Annotated in this window: 20 protein-coding genes and 1 pseudogene; 13 read left to right on the top strand and 8 right to left on the bottom strand. The window is 74.6% G+C overall.

Annotated features, from left to right (window positions below; genetic code table 11):
• Window positions 1-5 precede the first annotated feature (5 nt).
• Window positions 6-683 carry an HAD family hydrolase gene (locus AMK25_RS08525; RefSeq protein WP_073827576.1) on the top strand — a complete coding sequence of 226 codons (678 nt, stop codon included), beginning with the start codon at window positions 6-8 and terminating at the stop codon, window positions 681-683.
• A gap of 99 nt (window positions 684-782) precedes the next feature.
• Window positions 783-2072: a cation:proton antiporter gene (locus tag AMK25_RS08520; RefSeq protein WP_073827575.1), complete on the top strand. Its 1290-nt coding sequence runs from the start codon at window positions 783-785 to the stop codon at window positions 2070-2072.
• Window positions 2073-2084: 12 nt separating this feature from the next.
• Here the strand turns inward: AMK25_RS08520 and AMK25_RS08515 are convergent, their stop codons facing one another.
• On the bottom strand, window positions 2085-3023 hold the full coding sequence (locus AMK25_RS08515; RefSeq protein ID WP_198937486.1) for an NAD(P)/FAD-dependent oxidoreductase: 939 nt from the start codon (window positions 3021-3023) through the stop codon (window positions 2085-2087).
• 101 nt (window positions 3024-3124) lie between these two features.
• Between AMK25_RS08515 and AMK25_RS08510 the strand changes: the two genes are divergently transcribed.
• Complete coding sequence (locus tag AMK25_RS08510) at window positions 3125-3349, top strand: DUF3072 domain-containing protein (protein WP_013474820.1); 225 nt, start codon at window positions 3125-3127, stop codon at window positions 3347-3349.
• A 4-nt stretch (window positions 3350-3353) separates the two neighbouring features.
• Here AMK25_RS08510 and AMK25_RS08505 read toward each other — a convergent pair.
• Together AMK25_RS08505 and AMK25_RS08500 are read right to left on the bottom strand one after the other, a co-directional pair.
• Window positions 3354-3853, bottom strand: a pseudogene (locus tag AMK25_RS08505) (metallophosphoesterase family protein).
• A gap of 85 nt (window positions 3854-3938) precedes the next feature.
• Window positions 3939-5741: a glycoside hydrolase family 15 protein gene (locus tag AMK25_RS08500; RefSeq protein ID WP_073827573.1), complete on the bottom strand. Its 1803-nt coding sequence runs from the start codon at window positions 5739-5741 to the stop codon at window positions 3939-3941.
• Window positions 5742-5853: 112 nt separating this feature from the next.
• On the opposite strand from AMK25_RS08500, the gene AMK25_RS08495 reads away from it, so the two are divergent.
• The gene (locus AMK25_RS08495) at window positions 5854-6441 is read left to right on the top strand and encodes a general stress protein (RefSeq protein WP_073827797.1); all 588 of its coding nucleotides are present in this window, start codon (window positions 5854-5856) and stop codon (window positions 6439-6441) included.
• A gap of 53 nt (window positions 6442-6494) precedes the next feature.
• Here the strand turns inward: AMK25_RS08495 and AMK25_RS08490 are convergent, their stop codons facing one another.
• Complete coding sequence (locus AMK25_RS08490; RefSeq protein ID WP_073827572.1) at window positions 6495-7079, bottom strand: DUF1684 domain-containing protein; 585 nt, start codon at window positions 7077-7079, stop codon at window positions 6495-6497.
• Between the two features lie 102 nt (window positions 7080-7181).
• On the opposite strand from AMK25_RS08490, the gene AMK25_RS08485 reads away from it, so the two are divergent.
• Window positions 7182-7664, top strand: coding sequence for a MarR family winged helix-turn-helix transcriptional regulator (locus tag AMK25_RS08485; RefSeq protein ID WP_073827571.1), 483 nt, complete (start codon window positions 7182-7184; stop codon window positions 7662-7664).
• A gap of 11 nt (window positions 7665-7675) precedes the next feature.
• A complete protein-coding gene (locus AMK25_RS08480; RefSeq protein WP_073827570.1) occupies window positions 7676-8662 on the top strand; it encodes a pirin family protein in 987 nt (328 codons plus the stop codon).
• A 44-nt stretch (window positions 8663-8706) separates the two neighbouring features.
• Here the strand turns inward: AMK25_RS08480 and AMK25_RS32955 are convergent, their stop codons facing one another.
• Window positions 8707-8835, bottom strand: coding sequence for a hypothetical protein (locus AMK25_RS32955; RefSeq protein ID WP_255292629.1), 129 nt, complete (start codon window positions 8833-8835; stop codon window positions 8707-8709).
• 140 nt (window positions 8836-8975) lie between these two features.
• Here AMK25_RS32955 and AMK25_RS08475 point away from each other — a divergent pair, with 140 nt between their 5' ends.
• Window positions 8976-10565, top strand: a complete 1590-nt coding sequence (locus AMK25_RS08475; RefSeq protein ID WP_073827569.1) for a phospholipase D family protein — start codon at window positions 8976-8978, stop codon at window positions 10563-10565.
• On the opposite strand, the gene AMK25_RS08470 is transcribed toward AMK25_RS08475, so the two are convergent.
• Entirely contained in the window at window positions 10514-11251 is a 738-nt protein-coding gene (locus AMK25_RS08470; protein WP_073827568.1) for a hypothetical protein, read from the bottom strand. The genes AMK25_RS08475 and AMK25_RS08470 overlap by 52 nt on opposite strands.
• A gap of 289 nt (window positions 11252-11540) precedes the next feature.
• On the opposite strand from AMK25_RS08470, the gene AMK25_RS08465 reads away from it, so the two are divergent.
• Together AMK25_RS08465 and hrpB are read left to right on the top strand one after the other, a co-directional pair.
• The gene (locus tag AMK25_RS08465) at window positions 11541-12362 is read left to right on the top strand and encodes a SigB/SigF/SigG family RNA polymerase sigma factor (RefSeq protein ID WP_073827567.1); all 822 of its coding nucleotides are present in this window, start codon (window positions 11541-11543) and stop codon (window positions 12360-12362) included.
• Between the two features lie 132 nt (window positions 12363-12494).
• Window positions 12495-15107: an ATP-dependent helicase HrpB gene (hrpB, locus tag AMK25_RS08460; protein WP_073827566.1), complete on the top strand. Its 2613-nt coding sequence runs from the start codon at window positions 12495-12497 to the stop codon at window positions 15105-15107.
• Window positions 15108-15110: 3 nt separating this feature from the next.
• Here hrpB and AMK25_RS08455 read toward each other — a convergent pair whose 3' ends face one another.
• A complete protein-coding gene (locus AMK25_RS08455; protein WP_073827565.1) occupies window positions 15111-15836 on the bottom strand; it encodes a PP2C family protein-serine/threonine phosphatase in 726 nt (241 codons plus the stop codon).
• A 214-nt stretch (window positions 15837-16050) separates the two neighbouring features.
• Here AMK25_RS08455 and AMK25_RS08450 point away from each other — a divergent pair, with 214 nt between their 5' ends.
• Window positions 16051-18657 carry a glycoside hydrolase family 9 protein gene (locus AMK25_RS08450; RefSeq protein WP_073827564.1) on the top strand — a complete coding sequence of 869 codons (2607 nt, stop codon included), beginning with the start codon at window positions 16051-16053 and terminating at the stop codon, window positions 18655-18657.
• Window positions 18658-18701: 44 nt separating this feature from the next.
• Window positions 18702-19022 (top strand): DMT family transporter, encoded by a 321-nt coding sequence (locus AMK25_RS08445; RefSeq protein WP_069089914.1) that lies wholly within the window; start codon window positions 18702-18704, stop codon window positions 19020-19022.
• A gap of 12 nt (window positions 19023-19034) precedes the next feature.
• On the opposite strand, the gene AMK25_RS08440 is transcribed toward AMK25_RS08445, so the two are convergent.
• A complete protein-coding gene (locus AMK25_RS08440) occupies window positions 19035-19565 on the bottom strand; it encodes a DinB family protein (protein ID WP_073827563.1) in 531 nt (176 codons plus the stop codon).
• 381 nt (window positions 19566-19946) lie between these two features.
• Between AMK25_RS08440 and AMK25_RS08435 the strand changes: the two genes are divergently transcribed.
• Both AMK25_RS08435 and AMK25_RS08430 read left to right on the top strand, forming a co-directional pair.
• Window positions 19947-21278, top strand: a complete 1332-nt coding sequence (locus AMK25_RS08435) for an MFS transporter (RefSeq protein ID WP_083664670.1) — start codon at window positions 19947-19949, stop codon at window positions 21276-21278.
• 23 nt (window positions 21279-21301) lie between these two features.
• Window positions 21302-21835: a GNAT family N-acetyltransferase gene (locus tag AMK25_RS08430; protein WP_073827562.1), complete on the top strand. Its 534-nt coding sequence runs from the start codon at window positions 21302-21304 to the stop codon at window positions 21833-21835.
• The last annotated feature ends 1 nt before the right edge of the window (window position 21836 follow it).

Below are 21836 nucleotides of genomic sequence, written 5' to 3'. Positions count from 1 at the left end.
CGACCATGACCGACGACAAGCGCCGCGGTGTCCTCTTCGACGTGGACGGCACCCTGGTCGACACGACGTACCTGCACACGGTGAGCTGGTGGGAGGCGCTGCGCCAGGCCGACCACCGGGTGCCGATGGCGCGGATCCACAGGTCTATCGGCATGGGCTCGGACAAGCTCCTCGACCACCTGCTCGGCGCGGAGCGCGACCGGGACGCCGACGGCCGGCTGCGTGACGCGCACGACGCGCTCTACGGCGAGTACTGGGAGCGGCTCACGCCGCTGCCCGGGGCGCGGGAGCTGCTGCGCGCCTGCGCGGAGCGCGGGCTGCGGGTGGTGCTCGCGACGTCGGCCGCCGAGCACGAGGTGACCGCGCTGCGGGCCGCGCTGGACGTGGACGACGTGATCGACTCGGTCACCTCGTCGGCCGACGCGCAGGAGAGCAAGCCGGCGCCGGACATCCTGGTCGCCGCGCTGGAGCAGTCGGGACTGGCCGCCGAGCGGGTGGTGTTCGTCGGCGACTCCGTCTGGGACGTCGCCGCCGCCGGCAAGCTGGACATCCCCTGCATCGGGCTGACCTGCGGCGGCACCGGCCGCGCGGAGCTGGCCGGCGCGGGCGCGGTGGCGGTGTACGACGACCCGGCCGCGCTGCTGGACGCCCTGTCGGACAGCGCCGTCGCGTCGCTCGGCTGACCGGCCTCGACCGGCAGGCACGCGCAGGCATAGCCGGGCCCGCTTCGGGGCACTGCTGGACTCCACCGCCCGGGCGACGGGCGTCGGAAGGGTGGTGCCGTGGAACCGGTCGATGTCGCGTTCGCTCTGCTGGGCGTCGGTGCGCTGCTGGCCGGGGTGCTCCCCCGGGTGCTGGAGAGACGGCCGCTGTCGATGCCCATCGCGTTCCTCGGGCTCGGCATGCTCGTCTTCCTGCTGCCCACCGGTCTGCCCACACCGGATCCGCTGCGCTGGCCGGAGCTGACCACCCACCTCACCGAGGTCGGGGTGATCGTCGCCCTCATGGGCGCCGGCCTGAAGATCGACCGCCCGTTGAGCTGGGCCCGCTGGTCGTCGACGTGGCGGCTGCTGGCCATCGCCATGCCGTTGTGCATCGCCGCGGTGGCGCTGCTCGGCTGGTGGTGGGCCGGGCTGGTACCGGCCGCGGCGCTGCTGCTCGGCGCGGCGCTCGCGCCCACCGACCCGGTGCTCGCCTCCGACGTGCAGGTGGGCGAACCGACCGATGTGGAGGACTCGGAGGACGAGGTGCGCTTCGCGCTCACCTCCGAGGCGGGCCTGAACGACGGGCTGGCCTTCCCGTTCGTGTACGCGGCCATCGCGATCGCCACCACCGGTCTCGCCCCGTCCGGGTGGTTGGCCGAGTGGTTCGCGGTGGACGTGCTCTACAAGCTCGCCGCCGGGGTGGGCGGCGGGCTGCTCGTCGGCTGGCTGCTCGGCAAGCTGTTCTTCCGCGCCCCGAGCAAGCTCCGGCTGGCCCGGCACTCCGAGGGGTTCCTCGCGCTGGCCGCGACGTTCCTCGCGTACGGGCTGGTCGAGGTGATCGGCGGGTACGGATTCCTGGCCGTGTTCGTGGCCGCCCGCGCGATCCGGGCCGCCGAGCGCACCCATGAGTTCCACTCCGTGCTGCACGACTTCGCCGAGCAGGTGGAGCGGCTGCTCACCGTGCTGTTGCTGCTGCTGTTCGGCGGCGCGGTGATCGGTGGGCTGCTCGCCCCGCTGACCTGGCCGGCGGCGCTGGCCGGGCTGGCCCTGGTGCTGGTGATCCGGCCGCTGGCGGGGTGGCTGTCGCTGCGCGGGGCGCCCGGCAAGCCGGCCGAGCACTGGGTGATCTCGCTGTTCGGCATCCGCGGCGTCGGCTCGTTCTACTACCTGGCGTACGCCACCAGCAAGACCGACTTCCCGCAGGCGGATCTGGTCTGGGCCACTGTCGGTCTCGTGGTGGTGGTGTCGGTGGTGGCGCACGGGATCGCCGCGACACCGGTCATGCAGTTGCTGGACCGGGAGGGCGAACGCACCGGCGAGGAGACGCGGGCCGGGTCGGCGGCTCAGCCGGTGGGCGCCACCGGCTGAGCGCGCCCCGGGTCAGGCCAGCCGGGCGGCGAGCGCGCGGCCGAGGTCCCGGCCGGAGCGCCAGGCGGTCTGCACGCGCGGGCGGCCGAACGCGTCGCCCGCCAGGCCGATCCCGTCGTGGTCCAGGTGGAAGGTCGCGCCGTCGGCACGGGCCGCCGGCGTCGCGTACGTCCAGCGGTGCACGTGGGTCGACAGCGCCGGCTCGGGCAGCCCGAGCAGGTCGCGGACCGCCTGCTCGACGGCCTCTCGGGCCCCGGTGGGCTGGAGCAGGTGCCCGGCGGCGAACCCGGCGGTGGTGTGCGCGACGAGCACCGGCGCGCCGTCACCGCGCCGGTCGCCGTCGTCGCAGACCAGGCTGAGCACGGGGTGGTCGTTGACGAACGCGCCCCGGAAGTCCGCCCAGCGGCGGGCCGGGAAGTGCAGCACCCCGCTCAACGCGGACGACCACCGCTGCGCGGCCACCGCCCGGGTCGCCTCGGCCAGCGCCGGGTCCAGCAGCAGCGCGGCCTGCGGGCCGGGCATGGCGAGCACGACCGCCTCGGCCTCGGCGCCGTCCACCCGGGGGCCCGGCTCGACGCTCATCACCAGCCGGTTGTGGGTCACCGGCAGGTCGCCGGCCAGTTGTTCGACGAGCGAGCGCAGCCCTCGCGGGGCGGCCCAGCGCATCGGGCCGCTGACCTGCTCGCGGCCGCGCGGCCCGTACGCGACGAGCGTGTCGGTCCACTCCCGCGCCAGCCCGGCCGCCCGCCACCGGTCCACCACGGCGGCGAAGTCCGGGTCGTCGACTGTGAAGTACGCGGCGCCCAGGTCGGCCGGGCGGCCGTCGAAACGCTTGCTGGCCATCCGCCCGCCGGTGACCCGGGCGCGCTCGCGCAGCCGTACCGGGATCCCGGCCCGCGCCAGCTCGGTCGCGCACGCCACTCCGGCGATGCCCGCGCCGACCACCACCACGCCCGCCCGGTCCGCCGTCACCAGGTGATCGTAGGCGGCGGCCGGCATGAACCCGGCGGGCCGGGGGTAGTGGAACACCTGTTCGAGGAGAGGTGATGAGCATGGCCGACCGCGCCAACACCAACGGCAGGAACGTGAACCCGGACGCCGCCGTCAAGGACCCGGACGACTGGGTCACCGGCGACGAGCCGCCCACCGCCGCCCAGGAGTCGTACCTGCACACGCTGGCCCAGGAGGCGGGCGAGCCGGTGCCGGAGGGCCTGACCAAGGCCGAGGCGTCCCGGCGGATCGACGAGTTGCAGGCGGAGACCGGCCGGGGCCGCTGAACGGTCAGCGCGGGGGCAGGCGGTGCAGCTCGACCCGGTCGAGCCGCCCCGCCGCCACCCGCGCGGTCAGGTACGTGGCGTGCGGCTGCGCCCGCCGGTCGGTCGGTGAGCCGGGGTTGAGCAGCCGCAGGCCGCCCGGCGCGACGCTGTCCCAGGGGATGTGCGATGCCCGAAGACGAGCAGGTCACAGTCGCCGTACGCGGCGGCGCAGCGCTCCTCGCGTCGGGTCTTCGGGCCGGTCTCGTGCACCACGGCGACCCGCAGGCCGTCCAGCTCGACCCGGGCCACCTCGGGCAGCCGGGCGCGCAGCGCCGGTCCGTCGTTGTTGCCGTACACCCCGACCAGCCGGCGCGACCGCTCCTCCAGCGCGTCCAGCAGCGCGACATCCACCCAGTCCCCGGCGTGCACCACCACGTCCGCCGCCTCCACCGCCGCCCACAGCGGCGCGGGCAGATCCCGTGCCCGCTTCGGCACATGCGTGTCCGCCATGATCACCAGATCCACCCCCTCATCCTCCCCCACCCCACCTCTTCTCCCGCGTCGATCATGAGGTTGGCGGCATTCAGGGAGATCGACTACACCGTCAACTTCATGATCGACGCGAAGACGGGGCCTCGGCGCGGGCGGCGGCGTCGGTGATGCGGCCGGCGGCGATGATCAGGCCGATGTGCGAGTACGCCTGCGGGAAGTTGCCGACCTGCTCGCCGGTGTCCTGGTCGATCTGCTCGGCGTAGAGCCCGAGGTCGTTGGTGCGAGCGGCCACCTGCCCGAACAGCCGCCGGGCCCGGTCCAGCTCGCCCGCTTCGGCCAGGCAGGCGGCCAGCCAGAACGAGCAGATCACGAACCCGGCCGGGTCGCCGTCCCAGCGCCGCAGCAGCCCGTCGCGGGACAGCCGGTGCTCGATGACGTCCATCGTGGCCCGCATCCGCGGATCGCTCGCGGGCAGGAAACCGACGAGCGGCATGAGCAGCACCGAGGCGTCCAGGTCGTCGGAGCCGAAGACCCCGGTGTACGCGCCGACCCGCTCGTTCCAGCCCTGGGTGAGCACCGCCGCCCGTACCTCGTCGCGGGCTGCCGCCCAGCGGGCCACGTCGGCCGGCTCGCCGATGCGCGAGCCGAACCGGACCGCCCGGTCCAGCGCGGTCCAGCACTCCACCTTGGAGGAGACGTAGTGCCGCTCCGGGCCGCGCCCCTCCCACATCCCGGAGTCGGGCAGGCGCCAGCCGCGCACGGCCTGGTCGGCGAGCATCCGCAGCAGGTCACGCACCTCGGGTGACATCGGGTCGAGGTAGTAGCGCAGCAGCCAGGCCGCGTCGAGCACCTCGCCCAGCACGTCGTTCTGCCGCTGCCGCCAGGCGTTGTTGCCGACGACCACCGGCCGGCTGCCGGCGTACCCGGCGAGGTGGTCGAGGTCGTGCTCGGTCAGGTCCCGCTCACCCTCGACCCCGTACATGATCGGCACCGGCTCGTCGCCGATCCGCCCCATCGCCCGCGCCACCCAGGTGAACTGCCGGTCCGCCTCGTCCGGGCAGGCGGCCCGCCAGAGCGCCTGGAGGGTGAGGCTGAAGTCGCGCAGCCAGACGAAGCGGTAGTCGTAGTTGCGGTCACCGCCGGGCTTCTCCGGCAGCGAGGCGGTGGCCGCCGCGACGACAGCGCCGCTGGGCCCGTACGTCATGCCCTGCACGGCGAGCGCGCTGCGCCGCACCTCGTCGCGGAACTCGCCCTGGTAGTCGTGCAGGCCGGACCAGGAGCGCCAGCCCGCCACCGTCTCGGCCACCACGTCGGCGGCGTCGGGCAGCGCCGGGGCGGCGCCGTCGTACGTCGGGGCGTACCCGAGGGTGAAGCGGTGCCTGCTGCCGGGGCGTGCGGTGAACCGCCCGACGGCGGTCCCGCCGTCGAGGCTCAGCGGGACGTCGCAGCGCAACTCCAGGTGGCACGCCCCGGCGGTGGCGCCCACCACCCCGTCGCGTTCGGTGAGGTAGGCGCCGACGCGGCCGTACTCGAAGCGCGGCGCGTAGTCGACGCGCATCGGCACCTCGCCGGTGAGCCCCTCCACCACCCGGACGAGCACCCGCGGCGAGCGCAACCCGATCTCGTGCCCGCGCGCGCCGGGCTCCAGCGCCAGCGCGTCGGTGACGGCCACCGTGCCGGTCCCGGTGGCGAAGACGGTCCGCAGCACGAGCGTGTCGTCCAGGTAGGAGCGCGTGCTGGTGGCCTCGCCCTCGGGGCGGATGCTCCAGTGCCCGGCGTCGGAGTCGAGGAGCCGCCCGAACACCGACGGCGAGTCGAAGCGGGCCGGGCACCACCAGTTGACGGCGCCCTCCCGGTCGACAAGCGCCGCGCTGCGCCCGTCGGCGAGGAAGCCGTGCTCGCTGATCCGTCCGGTCCGCACGACTGTGGCTACCCGGCACGAGTGCCGCCATGCCTTTCCCGCATCGGTGGCGGTCGCCGCGTTACCGCTCGCCGCGGGCGGGAACGCGGCGAGTTGACGAAGGAGGATGCTCATGACCAGACCCTCGACTCCGACCGCGGCCTGGCAACCCGGAATGCCGGGCAGCGACAACCTCCCGTCCGGCCCGGGCGGTCGCCCGACGCCGCCGAGCGGGGACGGGCACGGACCGCAGGCCGGTTCGGCGACCGTCACAATCGGCTCGTACCCGGACTATCCGTCCGCCCAGCGCGTGGTGGACTATCTGGCCGACAACCGGTTCCCGGTGGAACGTACCTCGATCGTCGGTACGGACCTCACGCTCGTGGAGACCGTGATGGGACGGCTCACCACGGGCCGGGCGGCCCTGCTCGGGGCCGGCACCGGCGCCTGGTTCGGTTTGTTCATCGGGTTGCTCTTCGGCATCTTCACCGCCGGGAACTGGCTCGCGGTGATCCTGGTCGGGCTGGTGATCGGCGCGATCTGGGGTGCGGTGTTCGGCGCTGTCGCGCACGCGATGAGCGGCGGTCAGCGTGACTTCACGTCGGCCAGTTCGCTGCGGGCCGCCCAGTACGCGGTCACGGTGGACGCGGAGCTGGCCGGTCAGGCCCAGCAGTTGCTCAGCCGGATGCACCTGACACCGACCGGCGCCACCGCCCGCTGACCGGCGGTACGCGACATCGAGGGAGGGCCCCGCCGGGGTCCTCCCTCGCCGCATCAGTGGTACGCCCGCTCACCGGCGCGCAACGGCACGTCCACCCGGTTCTCCGGCGGGGCCAGCGGGCAGGCCCACCTGTCGTCGTAGGCGCAGCTGGGGTTGTAGAGGTAGTTGGCGTCCAGGCGGACCCGGTCACCGGGCAGCACGGTCAGGCCCCGCCCGAACGTGCCCTTGACCGTGTCGGTGAGATACCGGCCCCCGCCGTACGAGCCGTCGCCACAGGTGCCGTCGCGCAGGGGCAGGAACAACCCGCCCCCGTACGCCTCGATCCACCAGAGCGTCAGCGGTCCCCACGGCGTCTCGGCGACGGCCACCCGCCGGTACGCGACCACGCCGTCCGGGCCGCCGGTGTCGATGCGCAGCTCACCGGAGGCGGGCCGCAGCGGCGCCTCGACCACGGCCGCCGGCTCAGGCGGGTACCACCGCAGCCCGGTGAAGCCGGGCCGGTCGGCGGGCGGCACCGGGCTGCTGGGGTGGGTGCGGAACAGCTCGTCGCGGGCGGCCCGGAAGCCGGTCAGGTCGAGGTCGGACAGGTAGAGCCGGGCCACCCGCTCCCGCCAGTCGAGCAGGTCGAGATCATCCATCCCCCGACCCTATCTTCAGTTTTCAAGAAGAGCCGCGAACGGCCTGCGCCACACACGGCAGGGACACTTGTTTAAATTTTAAGTAGTGCTACTCTCGGAGCCATGACGGAGAGCCTGGACGCGGAGCGGATGGCCTGCTGGCGCGCGTACATCGAGTCGAGCCAGCGGCTGTTCACCCGGCTCGAGGACGACCTGCGCGCCGACAGCGACCTGAGCTTCGCCGACTACCACGTGCTGGTGCTGCTCTCCGAGGCGCCCGGCCAGCGGTTGCGCATGGGTGAGCTGGCCGACCGGCTGGTGTTCTCGCCGAGCCGGCTGACCTACCAGGTCACCACGATGCAGAAGCGCGGCCTGGTGGCGAAGGAGGCGTGTCCGGCGGACCGGCGCGGCAGCGAGGCCGTGCTCACCGCGGCCGGCCTGCTCGCCCTGCGCGAGGCCGCGCCGCACCACCTGCGCTCCGTGCGCGCCCACCTGATCGACGACCTCGACGACGCCGAGGTCGCCTGCCTCACCCGGGTCTTCGAGCGGCTCGGCCGGCGCCTGCGCGCCGACCGCACCGCGTCGTCCACCCCGGCCGACAAGTAAGGAGCCCCGCGATGCCCGCGATCACCGTCGACGACGTCCTCGTCCTGCCCCGCCTGCCGAAGCTCGGGGAGGCTACCGAATACCGCTCGGTCCGCCGGGTCACCACCGCCCCCAGCGGGTACGAGGGCGAGGGCTTCCCGGTCCGCCGGGCCTTCGCCGGCGTGCCGATGACCGAGCTGGACCCGTTCATCCACCTCGACCAGATGGGCGAGGTCGACTACGCGCCGGGCGAGCCGAAGGGCACCTCCTGGCACCCGCACCGCGGCTTCGAGACGGTGACCTACATGATCGACGGGATCATGGACCACCAGGACTCGACAGGTGGCGGCGGCACCATCACCGACGGCGACACCCAGTGGATGACAGCAGGTAGTGGCCTGTTGCACATCGAGGCGCCGCCGGAGCACCTGGTGATGAGCGGCGGGCTGTTCCACGGCCTTCAGCTCTGGGTCAACCTGCCCCGGGTGGCCAAGATGAGCGCGCCCCGCTACCAGGACATCCGCGGCCGGGAGTCGGCGTTGCTGACCACGCCCGACGGCGGCGGCCTGATCCGGGTCATCGCCGGCGAGGTCGCCGGGCACCGGGGCCCGGGCTCGACGCACACGCCGATCACCATCGCGCACGTCACGTTGCAGCCCGGCGCCGAGCTGAGCCTGCCGTGGCGGTCGGACTTCAACGCGCTGGTGTACGTGCTGGCCGGCCGCGGCACCGTCGGCACCGACCGGCGGCCGATCCACCTCGGCCAGCTCGCCGTGCACGGGCCCGGTGAGGCGCTGCGGATCACCGCCGACCGGACGCAGGACTCCAACGCCCCGGCGCTGGAGCTGTACCTGATGGGCGGTCAGCCGATCCGCGAGCCGGTGGCGCACTACGGCCCGTTCGTGATGAACACCCGCGCCGAGCTGATCAAGGCGGTCGAGGACTTCCAGGCCGGCCGGCTCGGGGTGATCCCGACCGGGCGGGTGCCGCACAGCGACGGCCAGGGCGACCGGCCCTGACCTGCCACGGGCGCCCCGGTCCGCCGGGGCGCCCGGCCGCGGTCTCAGGAGACGGCGAAGATCCCGGCCACCCCGAGGATCACCATCAACAGGACCGCCACCAGCGCACCCCGCTCCCCCTCCACCGCCTGGTCGCGGTCGTCGGTCACGGTGTTCGTCGTCTCGGCGGGCATGTCGGTGCCTCCTCGGTTTCGCGGTCCAGGGGTCCGGCGCACCCCAGACGCGCGCACCGACGCCGACCTGCTGCTCGACGTGCGGGGCCCTGCCGGGGGTCCTACCGTGTGAGGACGTCGTCGACCTCGGGGGGTGGAACGTGACTCTGCGGGACTGGTTCCTCACCGCACAGGAACGCGCCAACCCGGGCTCTGAATTACCCGTCTGGACCGATGGAAACCTCGCCGAGCCGCTGATTCACGGTGCCGCGTACTTCGACCGCCTGGTCAGCGAGGTGGAGGCGCTGTCGGCGGGCGACCACCTGTTCTTCACCGACTGGCGTGGCGACCCGGACGAGCGGATGCGCCCGGACGGCCCGACCGTGGCGCAGTTGTTCGCCCGGGCCGCCCAGCGCGGCGTGATCGTCAAGGGCCTGATCTGGCGTTCCCACCTCGACGCGCTGTCCTACAGCGAGGCGGAGAACCGCGACCTCAGCGAGGCGATCCGCGCGGCCGGCGGCGAGGTGCTGCTCGACCAGCGGGTCCGGCGCGGCGGCTCGCACCACCAGAAGCTCGTGGTGCTGCGCCGGCCCGGCGACCCGAGCCGCGACATCGCGTTCGCCGGCGGCATCGACCTGTGCCACAGCCGCCGCGACGACGCCGGCCACGCCGGCGACCCGCAGCCGATCGGCATGTCCCCCCGGTACGGCCCCACACCGCCCTGGCACGACGTGCAGCTCGCGGTGCGCGGGCCGGTGGTCGGCGCGCTCGACACGACGTTCCGGGAGCGGTGGACCGACCCGATGCCGCTGGACTCGGAGAACCCGATGGCGTACCTGCGGGACCGGATGCGCGGCTCGGACCTGCGCCCGGACCCGCTGCCCGAGCAGCCCGCCGACCCGCCGCCCTGCGGGCCGCACCACGTGCAGGTGCTGCGCACCTACCCGGCGGTGCGGCCCCGCTACTCGTTCGCCCCGGACGGCGAGCGCACCGTGGCCCGCGGCTACACCAAGGCGGTACGCCGGGCGCGGCGGCTGATCTACCTGGAGGACCAGTACCTCTGGTCGACAGAGGTGGCCGAGCTGTTCGCGCAGGCGCTGCACGAGCACCAGGACCTGCACCTGGTGGCGGTCGTGCCCCGGCACCCGGACGTGGACGGCCGGCTCGCGCTGCCGCCGAACATGGTGGGCCGGGAGCAGGCGCTGTCGCTGTGCCACCGGGCCGCGCCGCAGCGGGTGCACGTGTTCGACGTGGAGAACCACGACGGCACGCCCGTCTACGTGCACGCGAAGGTCTGCGTGGTGGACGACGTGTGGGCCAGCGTGGGCAGCGACAACTTCAACCGCCGGTCCTGGACGCACGACAGTGAACTGTCCTGCGCGGTGCTCGACGACACCCGGGACGAGCGGGCCCCGGCCGACCCGGCCGGGTTGGGCGACGGCGCCCGGGTGTTCGCCCGCGACCTGCGGCTGCGGTTGTGGCGCGAGCACCTGGACCGCGATCCCGGCGGCGCGCAGGACGACGACCTGATCGACCCGGCGGACGCGGTGGCGGCTATCACCGCGGCGGCCGACGAGCTGGACCGCTGGCACGCCGGGGGCCGGGCCGGTCCCCGTCCGCCGGGCCGGCTGCGGCCGCACCGCCCGGAGCGGCTGCCCTGGCGTACGCGGCTCTGGGCGCTGCCGGCGTACCGGCTGGTCTACGACCCGGACGGCAGGCCGCTGCGGGCCCGGCGGGCCGGCACCTGGTGAAGGCCGGTCACCTCGTCGGGCACGTTCGGGCGGGCCGGGTACGCGAACGACACGCGCGGCGAGTAGAAGCCCCAGCACACGTGCAGCGGGTTGGCCGGCCGCAGCGCGTGGACCGGGTGCTCCGGCGCCGGAAACTCCACCGACTCGACCTCGAACGGTGACACCGGCTCGGCCACGTACGGGTAGTCGGTGACGATCAGCTCGCCGTCGAGACGAGTGAGGTAGCGGTGGTGGCCGTTGTGCGCCTCGGTGCCCGTGTGCCCGACCCGGGCGGTGACCCGGATCAGCGGCGTGCCGTCCGCGGCCCGGGTCTCGGAGGTGAGCCGGTCACCCCGCACGTTTACCCGGGTCTGCCCCTCGACGGCCGGCGCGCCGCGCGCGGCGGCGTACTGCCGGACCCGTTCGCTGGAGGCGAGGTAGTGCGTCCACCAGCCTCCGGGCGTCCCGCCGTCGGGTGGGTCCATGTCCGCGAGCGAGACACCGATGTAGGTGAGTGAGTACGCGCCGAAGCCGGAGGTCTGCGTCTCGTCGTCGACCACGTACTGGTTGACGAAGACCTGGCGCTGCGGGTGCGGGCGCAGCCCGGCCGGAACCAGCGTCTCGACCGCGCCGGGATCCGCCGGGAGCCAGCTGAACAGCAGCGTCCGGGCGTTGATGACGAGTTGCGGCGCGGCGGGATCCAGCACGGTGCCTCCGTTGACGTGTCGCTACGGACGGTACGGGCGGTCCCGTCGGCGGGACAACGACAGAAAGGCGACACTTCGCCCACCTGTCGGATTCCACGTTGACCAGCCGGGGCGCGCTATGCACCGAAAAAAGGGCTCCATACCCGCCTACACCTTAAGTACATCGTACTTTCGGCTAGATTTCCGCAGCACGATCGGGCTATGGTGGCTTCCGAACGTACTACCGTCACCTAAACCTAAGCGTCACGTCTTTTTTCTTCCGTGGACGAGGTGCAGGGAGGAACCACCCATGACCGCTCCCACGATCAGCGCCCCGGCGACCACGCCGGCCGGCTCCGCTAAGCTCGACCCCCGCTCGCTCACCGACAGCGCCGCCGACCTGCTCGACGCGATGGCCGCGCTGCCGGCCGACCACCCGTCGCGGCCCGCGCTGCGCGACCGCGCCATCGAGGCCTGGCTGCCGCTGGCGAACCACCTGGCCCACCGCTACAGCGGTCGCGGCGAGCCGAACGACGACCTGGCGCAGACCGCCGCGATCGGCCTGATCAAGGCCATCGACAAGTTCGACCCGTCGCGCGGCGTCGACTTCGCCGGCTACGCGATCCCCACCATCATCGGCGAGCTGAAGCGCCACTTCCGCGACCGCACCTGGGACATCCGCGTCCCCCGCCGGCTGCAGGAACTGCGCCTGGCCATCTCCGACGCCAACAGCACGCTGCTGCAGACGCTCGGCCGCTCGCCGACGGTCGCCGACATCGCCGCCCACCTCAAGCTCACCGAGGAAGAGGTGCTGGAGGGCCTGGAGGGCGCCCGCGCGTACAACGCGGTGTCGCTGTCCACCCCGACCGGCGACGGCGAGCGCGCCACCGAGCTCGGCGACCTGATCGGCGGCGAGGACGGCGAGTTCGAGCTGGCCGAGATGCGGGTGGCCCTCGGCCCGGCGCTGGCCACACTCGACCAGCGCGAGCAGAAGATCCTCACGCTGCGCTTCTACGGCAACCTGACCCAGTCGCAGATCGCCGAGCAGATCGGCGTCTCGCAGATGCACGTGTCCCGGCTGCTGGCCCGGGCCCTGACCAAGCTGCGCGGGCAGCTCGACGGAACGTACTAGCAGGTGGCGGCGGCCGGGTCGGCGGACCCGGCGCAGCGGTCCACCCGGCCCGGTCGGCGGTGCGCCGGCCGGGCCGTTCCGTGTTCCGGGGGCAGCGCGGACCGTCCGGCGGCGCGGTGCGAGAGTGGGTCCGTGCTCGCCGACGTCGCCCTCGACCTGCCGGTCCGGCCGGTGCTGCCGGCGCTCGTCGAGGCGCTGCGCGCCCGGGGCGCCGCCGTGCTGGTGGCGCCGCCGGGCACCGGCAAGACCACCACCGCGCCGCTCGCGGTCGCCGACGCCGTCGCCGGGCGGGTGGTGATCGCCCAGCCCCGGCGGGTCGCCGCCCGTGCCGCCGCGCACCGGATGGCCGGGCTGCTCGGCGAGCGGGTCGGCGACCGGATCGGCTACGCGGTGCGCGGCGAGCGCCGGACCGGGCCACGTACCCGGATCGAGGTCGTCACCACCGGCCTGCTGGTGCGGCGGTTGCACCACGACCCGGAGCTGCCCGGCGTGGACGCGGTGCTGCTCGACGAGTGCCACGAGCGGCAGCTCGACGCCGACCTGGCGCTGGCGTTCAGCGTCGAGGCGCGCGGCACGCTGCGCCCGGACCTCTGGCTGCTGGCCATGTCGGCCACCCCGCAGGCGGACCGGTTCGCCGCGCTGCTCGGCGCCGGCGACCCCGCGCCAGTGGTACGCGCCGAGGCCGCCCTGCACCCGGTCGATCGGGTGTGGGCACCGCCGCCGCGCCCGGTGACGCCGCCCGGCGGCGGCCGGGTCGATCCGGCGCTGCTGGACCACGTGGCCGCCACGGTCCGCCGGGCGCTGCGCGAACGCGACGGCGACGTGCTGGTCTTCCTGCCCGGGGCGGGCGAGATCGCCGCGGTCACGGGCCGGCTGGCCGACCTGCGTGAGCACGTCGCCGTCCTGCCGCTGCACGGCCGGCTGCCCGCCGCCGCCCAGGACGCGGCCCTGACACCGGCCGCCGGGCGGCGCGTGGTGCTGGCGACCGCAGTGGCGGAGAGCAGCCTGACCGTGCCGGGCGTGCGGGTGGTGGTCGACGCCGGCCTGAGCCGCGTACCCCGCACCGACCTGGCCCGAGGGCTGGGCGCGCTGGTCACGGTGCCGGTGTCCCGGGCGGCGGCCACCCAGCGGGCCGGCCGGGCCGGACGGGAGGCGCCGGGCGCGGTCTACCGCTGCTGGTCGCAGGCGACACACGAGCGGCTGGCCCCGCAACCCGAGCCGGAGATCGCCACCGCTGACCTAACCGGGTTCGCGCTGGAGCTGGCGGCCTGGGGTACGCCGGACGGCGGCGGCCTGGCGCTGCCCGATCCGCCGCCACCGGCCGCGCTGGCCGTGGCAAGGGAGACCCTGCGCACGCTCGGCGCGGTGGACGACGACGGCCGGATCACCGCGCGGGGCCGGGCGGTCGCTGCGGCAGGCACCCATCCCCGGCTGGCGCGGGCCCTGCTGGACGGCGCGCTCCTGGTCGACGCGGACCGGGCCGCCGAGGTGGTGGCGGTGCTCTCCGACGACACGCTGGGCGGGTCGGGGGACGACCTGCCGGCCCGCTGGCGCCGCCTGCGCTCCGGCGCCGACCCGTCCGCCACCGCACGCTGGCGCGCCGAGGTACGCCGGCTGCGTGCCGCCCTGCCCACCGGCGGCGCGGACGAGCGCCCTGGCTCACCCGTCGGCCCGGCGGACCAGCGACAGACCGGCGCGCCTACCGGCCGGGCGGCGCAGCGGCGCGACGCCGGGCGGCCGCCGGGAGACGAACGGAAGCGCCTGCCCGACGATCTGGCCGCCGGGCTGCTCGCCGGACTCGCGTACCCGGAACGGCTGGCCCGGGTGCGGCGGCCGGGCGGGTCCGCGTACCTGATGGCCGGCGGGACCGCAGCGGAGCTGGCGCCCGGGTCCGGGCTGGCCGGGTCGGCGTGGCTGGCCGTCGCGGTGGCCGACCGCTCCCCCGGCGCGCCGGCCGCCCGGGTGCGGCTGGCCGCGCCGATCGACGAGGCGACCGCCCGGGAGGCCGGGGCGGCGCTGCTGCGCTCCGGGCGGGAGGTGGCCTGGTCCGGCGGGGACGTGGTGGCCCGGGAGGTGGTCCGGCTCGGCGCGATCGAGCTGGTCGAGCGGCAACTGACCGCGCCGGCGCCGGACCTGGTCGCGGCGGCGCTGCTGGACGGGCTGCGGCAGGAAGGGCCGGGACTGCTGCGCTGGACGCCGGAGGCGACCGGGCTGCGTCGCCGGATGGCGTTCTGCCGCCACGCGCTCGGCGAGGACTGGCCGGACGTCTCCGACGCGGCGCTGCTCGACCGCGCGCCCGACTGGCTCGGGCCGGAGCTGGTCCGCGCCCGCCGCCGGGCCGACCTGGGCCGGGTGGACGTGGCGGCGGCGCTGCGCCGGCTGCTGGACTGGCGGCAGGCCGCCCGGCTGGACGAGCTGGCCCCGGAGCGGCTCGCGGTGCCGAGCGGGTCGCGGGTACGTGTCGACTACGCCGATCCGGCCGCGCCGGTGCTGGCGGTGAAGCTCCAGGAGACGTTCGGCTGGCGGGACGTGCCGCGGATCGCCGACGGGCGGGTGCCGGTGCTGCTGCACCTGCTCTCCCCCGCCGGGCGGCCGGTGGCGGTCACCGCCGACCTGGCGTCGTTCTGGCGAACCGGCTATCCGCAGGTACGGGCGGAGCTGCGTGGCCGCTACCCGCGTCACCCGTGGCCGGAGGACCCGACCACTGCCGAGCCGACCCGTCGGGCCGCCCCGCGCCGACGGTGAGGGCTACTCCTCGACGACGTCGGCGATCACGACTGTGATGTTGTCCGGGCCACCGGCCCGCAGCGCCAGGTCGATCAGCCGGGCCGCGCAGGCGTCCCGCTCCAGCTGCTCGTTGAGCACCTCGGTGAGCGTGTCCGCGCGGACCACGTTGGAGAGGCCGTCGCTGCACAGCAGCCAGCGGTCGCCGGCGCGGGGCACCATCGTCGCGTACGACGGGGAGACCTGGTCGCCCTGCAACGCCTGGGTGACCACCGCCCGCCGGGGGTGGCTGCTGGCCTGCTCGGCGGTGATCACGCCCTGGTCGACGAGCATCTGCACGAACGTGTCGTCGCGGGTGACCTGCTTGAGCACGCCCTCGCGGAACAGGTAGGCGCGGGAGTCGCCGACGTGCGCCAGCGCCAGGCAGCTACCGGTACGGGCGAACAGCAGCGCGGTGAGCGTGGTCCCCATGCCCTGACGCTCCGGGTCCTCCTCCACCGCCTGGCGGATCCGCGCGGTGGCCAGCTCGATCGCGCCCTGCAGCGCGGCGACTAGTGCGTCCTCCGGCGTCTCCACGTCCAGCGGGGCGATCGCGTCGATCGCGATGCGGCTGGCCAGGTCGCCGGCCGCCATGCCGCCCATGCCGTCGGCGACCGCGACCAGCCAGGGGCCCGCGTGCTGCGCGTCCTGGTTGCCGCTACGAATCAGCCCACGGTCGCTCGCTCCGACGGAACGAAGCTTCAGGGTCATGGGTCGCAGCCTGCCAGGTCGAGGGCTCGGTTGTCTGTAGGAGATCACCGACATCGTACGTGGCGCGCCGGATCCCTCCGCGAGCGGGCGTTCGGCCGAGCATCGGGCCAGATCGATTGACAGCGACGGAACGCGGTGGAAACATCGCCCTGATATTGGGAGCGCTCCCAGCTCCCGTGGTCCCCCACCACCCCCGAGCACGGAAGGAACCTCCGTGACCCGATCCCGTCGTCGGCTCGCCGCGCTCGCGGCCACCACGCTGGCGCTCACCGGCCTCTCCGCCGGCCCGGCCCTTGCCGAGGTGCCGCCGGACGCCCCCGAACAACTCCGTAACGGCGACTTCAGCGCCGGTGTCTCCCCCTGGTTCTCCTACGGCACGGGCGACCTCGCGGTCGTCGACGGCCGGCTCTGCACCACAGTCGCGGCGGGCACCGCCAACCCCTGGGACGCCGGCATCGGCCAGGACGCGGTGCCGCTGACGCAGGGCGCCGAGTACGAGCTGTCCTTCGACGTTTCCGCCACCCCCGGCGCGGCCGTCAAGGCGGTGCTCCAGCTCGGCAGCGCCCCCTACACCACGTACGCGAGCGTCGACGCGACCGCCACCGGCACCGCGAAGCGCGTCACCACCACGTTCACCTCCCCGGCCGAGAACCCCACCGCCCAACTGATCTTCCAGGTCGGCGGCAGCGCCGAGGCGCAGACGTTCTGCCTGGACAACGTGTCGCTGCGTGGCGGGGAGCCGGCGCCGCCGTACGAGCCGGACACCGGGCCCCGGGTCCGGGTCAACCAGGTCGGCTACCTGCCCGGCGGGCCGAAGCACGCGACTGTGGTCACCGAGGCCACCGAGGCGCTGCCGTGGCAGTTGAAGTCGGGCAGCGGCGCGGTGGTCGCCAGCGGGCAGACCACGCCGCGCGGCACCGACGCCGCCTCGGCGCAGAACGTGCAGACCGTCGATTTCTCCGCGTACCGCAAGCCGGGCACCGGCTACACGCTCACCGTCGACGGCGAGACCAGCCACCCGTTCGACATCTCCGGCGCGCTCTACGACCGGCTGCGCGCCGACTCGCTGCAGTTCTTCTACGCCCAGCGCAGCGGCATCGAGATCGACGGCGACCTGATCGGCGAGGAGTACGCCCGCCCGGCCGGCCACCTCGGCGTCGCGCCGAACCAGGGCGACACCGACGTGCCGTGCCAGGCCGGCGTCTGCGACTACTCGCTGGACGTGCGCGGCGGCTGGTACGACGCGGGCGACCACGGCAAGTACGTGGTCAACGGCGGCATCGCCACCTACCAGCTCCTGAGCACCTTCGAGCGGACCAAGACCGCCGAGACCGCCGGCGGCGGCGCCGCCCTGGGCGACTCCACGCTGCGGCTGCCCGAGCGCGGCAACGACGTGCCGGACGTGCTCGACGAGGCCCGCTGGGAGCTGGAGTTCCTGCTGCGCATGCAGGTGCCGGCCGGCAAGCCGCTGGCCGGGATGGTCCACCACAAGATCCACGACCGGAACTGGACCGGCCTGCCGCTCTCACCCCAGGACGACCCGCAGCCGCGTGAGCTGCACGCGCCGTCCACCGCCGCCACGCTGAACCTGGCCGCCGTCGCGGCGCAGTGCCAGCGGCTGTACGCCCCGTACGACGCCGCGTTCGCCGCGCGCTGCGGCACCGCCGCGAAGACCGCGTACGCGGCGGCCAAGGCGAACCCGGCGATCTACGCCCCGGCCAGCGACAGCACCGGCGGCGGCGCGTACGACGACACCAACGTCAGCGACGAGTTCTACTGGGCCGCGGCCGAGCTGTGGCTGACCACCGGCGACAAGGCGTACCTGGCCGACGTCACCGGCTCGCCGCTGCACACCGCCGACGTGTTCGCCCCGAACGGCGCGTTCGGCTGGCAGAGCGTCGCCGCGCTGGGCCGCATGGACCTGGCCACCGTGCCCAACACGCTGCCCGCGGCGGAGAAGACCCGCATCCGCGAGTCGATCACCGCCGCCGCCGACAGCTACCTGGCCACGATCGCCGGCCAGGCGTACGGGCTGCCGTTCCCGGGCAGCGCCGACGCGTACGTCTGGGGCAGCAACAGCAACCTGGTGAACAACGCGATCGTGCTGGCCACCGCGTTCGACCTGAGCCGGGACGCGAAGTACCGCGACGGCGCGGTGCAGGCCGCCGACTACCTGTTCGGCCGCAACGCGCTGAACATGTCGTACGTGACCGGGTGGGGCGAGCAGCACGCCCGCAACCAGCACAGCCGGATCTTCGGCCACCAGCTGAACCCGGACCTGCCGCGACCGCCGGCCGGCTCGCTCGCCGGCGGCCCGAACGCCGCGCTTCAGGACCCGTTCGCGGCGAACCTGCTCGCCGGATGCGCGCCGATGTTCTGCTTCGTCGACGACATCAACTCGTACGCGACGAACGAGGTGGCGATCAACTGGAACTCGGCGCTGGCCTGGCTCGCGTCGTTCCTGGCCGACCAGGGTGACGCCCGCGCGGTGCCGGCGCCGTCCTGCGCGGTCACGTACACCACGCACGGGAGCTGGCCGTCCGGCTTCACCACCCAGGTGACGGTGCGCAACACCGGCACGTCGGCGGTGAACGGGTGGAGCCTGCGGTGGGCGTTCCTCGGCGACCAGAAGGTGGACCACGCCTGGTCGGCGCAGCTCGGCCAGAGCGGCGCCACTGTCACCGCGAAGAACCTGTCCTGGAACGCGAAGCTGGCGCCGGGCGCGTCCACCACGTTCGGCTTCAACGGCACCGCGTCCCGCTTCCCCAACCCGGATCCGGGGCTGGTCACCCTGAACGGAAAGGCCTGCACGGTCTCCTGACCGAGCTGACCGGGTGCCATCGCAGGACCGGGTACGGTCCTGCGATGGCGTACCTCTTCCTGCTCGGCGCGATCACCGCCGAGGTGATCGGCACCAGCCTGCTCAAGGCCACAGACGGTTTCACCCGGCTCTGGCCCACACTGGGCCTGGCGGTGGCGTACCTGTCCGCGTTCGGGCTGCTCTCGCTGGCGGTGAAGGACATCCCGGTCGGCGTCGCGTACGCGGTCTGGTCCGGCCTCGGCACCGCCGCCATCATGGCGATCGGCGCGGCGTTCCTGGGCGAGCCGCTGAGCGTGGCGAAGGTGGTCGGCGCGGGGCTGGTCATCGCCGGGGTGGTGGTGCTCAACCTCGGCGGCGCCCACTGAGCACGGCCCGGCTCAGACCGGCCGCCCCGCCGCACGCAGCAGCCGCAGCTGCCCGATCTCGGCCACGTTCTTCATCAGCTCGGCGTTCACCCACGCAACCAGGTGCGCCACGGTGAGCCCGGCGTCGGCGGGCCAGGGGTACGCGGCCGGCCGGTCCAGATCGTCGCCGGTCAGCCCGTCCAGCGCGTCCGTCCACTCCGTCCGCAGCTCCCGCAGCCAGGCGACCGTCTCCGCGCCCGGCCCGGGCCAGCGGATGTCGTCGCGTTCCCGCGCCGGGCGCTGCCGCACGTGGTCGGCCGCGACCGACCACCACCAGCCGACGTGCCAGGTCAGCCAAGCAACGGTGGGCGCCGGGACCGGGTCCGGCTCGCTGTCGGCCCAGTCGGGACGCCACCCGCCGGCCGTGCCGGGACGCATGGTCCAGCACAGCGCGGCCGGCTCCCAGAGGAAGTCCGCCGGCTCCAGCCGGTCGAGGTGGTACTCGGCGAGCGCCCAGGTCAGGTCGAACTGCCAGCGCAGCACGCCGGTCACGGAGGCAGGCATCGCGCGATCGTGGCACGGCCCGCGCCCCCGGTCGACCGGTTAACCGCCCTCCCGGCGTGTCGCCTCGGAACAGAAGAGTTGCCCTCGGGCGTTATGCCTCTGAGTCATAAATATGACTGAGAGGCATAACGCTCGGAAGCTCATCCTTCCCGCGGGAGCTGCCGGCCCCGATGAGGTGCACCTGGCCGCGGTGCACAGGGTGCTGCGGGCGCAGGACTTCCGGCCTGGAGCCTCGGCCCACTTCCGGCTCCGCGCGGAACGCCTCCCCGAGGCTTCTCCCGGCCGAGCCCTCGGGTTGTGACGGGCGTCGCCGGTTCCGGGGCATCGCCACCGCCGGCCCACATCTAGCGTCGATCGCATGGCCCTCGCCGGACCCCGCTGATGGGGCGCGTCTCGCCGCTCCCGCCGCCCGGGCCGCTGCGCACGCTGGCCTACGCCACGCTGGTCAACAGCGTCGGCGCGGGGCTGTGGCTGGCTGGCGGGGCGCTCTACCTGACCCGGGACGTGGGCCTCTCCGCCACCTCGGTGGGCGCCGGGCTCACAGTCGCCGGGCTGGTCGGGCTGACCGCTAGCGTGCCGCTGGGCGCGCTGGCCGACAGGTGGGATCCGCGTACGCTCCGGGCCGTCCTCCAGGTGGGACAGGCGGTCGCCGCGCTGGCGTACCTGCTGGTCGGCTCGTTCCCGGCGTTCCTGGCGGTGGCGGTGCCGGAGGCGCTGCTCGCGGCCGGCAACCTGGCGGTACGGGCGGCGCTCGTCGCGGCGGTGGGCGGCCCCGACGGCCGGGTGCACGCCTTCGCCACGCTGCGCGCGGTGGCGAACCTGGGCATCAGCGTCGGCACCGCGCTCGCCGGGATCGCGCTCGCGGTGGACACGCACCGGGCGTACCAGGTGCTCGTCGTCGGCAACGCGGCCAGCTACCTGCTCTCGGCGGCGCTGCTGCTGCGCCTGCCACCGCAGCCGGCCGCCGCGCAAGAGGGCTCAGCCGGCACGCGGCGAGCAGCCGACGCGGGCAGGGCCACCGTGCCCGAGGCGACGGCCGGACCGCTGACGACCACCCGCACGCGCCGGGCGCTCGGCGCGCCGCGCGGCGGGCCGCTGCGGAACGGCTGGTTCCTCGCGGTGAGCGGCGCGTCGGCGGTGCTGAGCACGCACGTGACGGTGCTCGTGCTCGTCGTGCCGCTGTGGACGGTGGGCCGGGCCGGCGCCCCGCCGCCGGTGGTGTCGGCGGTGCTGCTCGCAAACACGGTGCTCACCGTGCTGCTCGCGGTCCGGCTGAGCCGGGGCGCGGAGCGAGCCGCGCCGGCCGCCCGGAAGCTGCGCCGGGCCGGGCTGGTGCTCGCGGCGGCGACACCCCTGTACGCCGTGACCGGCGTCCTGCCGGTGCTTCCGGCGGTCGTGCTGCTGCTCGTCGCCACAGCGGTGTGGACGGTGGGCGACCTGTGGCACAGCGCGGCCGGTGCGGGGCTCGCCTACGACCTGGCCCCGCCCGGGGCGATCGGGGCGTACCAGGGCGCGGACGGCCTGCTGGCCGGGTCGGCCCAGGCGCTCGGCCGGGGCCTGCTCACGCTGCTGGTGCTCGGCGGCGGTCCGGCCGGCTGGCTGGTGCTCGGCGGGGTCTTCGCCGCCGCCGGGCTGGCCGCCCCGGCGCTGACCCGCCGCGCGGTGGCGAACCTGCCGGCGCCGCAGGCCCGACCCGCCGGCGTGCCCGGCTGAGCGCGGTGTAGCAGCATGGCGGGATGACCGACCAGTCCTCCCTCACCATCCGCCCCGGTGGACCCGGCGACGCGCCCACCCTGCTCCGGCTGCTCGACAGCGCCACCGCCTGGCTGGCCGAGCGCGGGCGCACCGACCAGTGGGGCGCCGAGCCGGCGTCGATCGACCCGCGCCGCATCGCCCAGGCCGACGCGTGGGCGGCCGGGGACGGCCTGTACCTCGCCGAGATCGACGCGACGGCGGTGGGCGCGCTGGTGGTGGGCGCGGCAACGGACTACGTGCCGCCGGCCACCGAACCGGAGCTGTACGTGAACCTGCTGGTCACCGACCGGGCGTACGCGGGGCGCGGGGTCGGTGCGGGGATGCTGGCGTACGCGGCGGAGCGGGCCCGCGAACGCGGCGTCGGCCTGCTGCGGGTGGACTGCTTCCGCAGCCCGGACCGGGCGCTCGTGCGGTTCTACGAGAGCTGCGGGTTCACCGCCACCGAAACGTTCATCGTGGAGCGGACCGGCCGGAAGCCGTGGACCGGGCAGGTGCTGGAGCGCCGGATCGGCTGAG

Origin of the sequence: Micromonospora sp. TSRI0369 (genome assembly GCF_001905625.1) — a bacterium.
In the GTDB taxonomy this organism is placed as follows: Bacteria; Actinomycetota; Actinomycetes; order Mycobacteriales; family Micromonosporaceae; genus Micromonospora; species Micromonospora echinospora_A.
The sequence above is the reverse complement of the archived record's forward strand: the minus strand, read 5'-3'. Positions and strand labels throughout refer to the sequence as shown.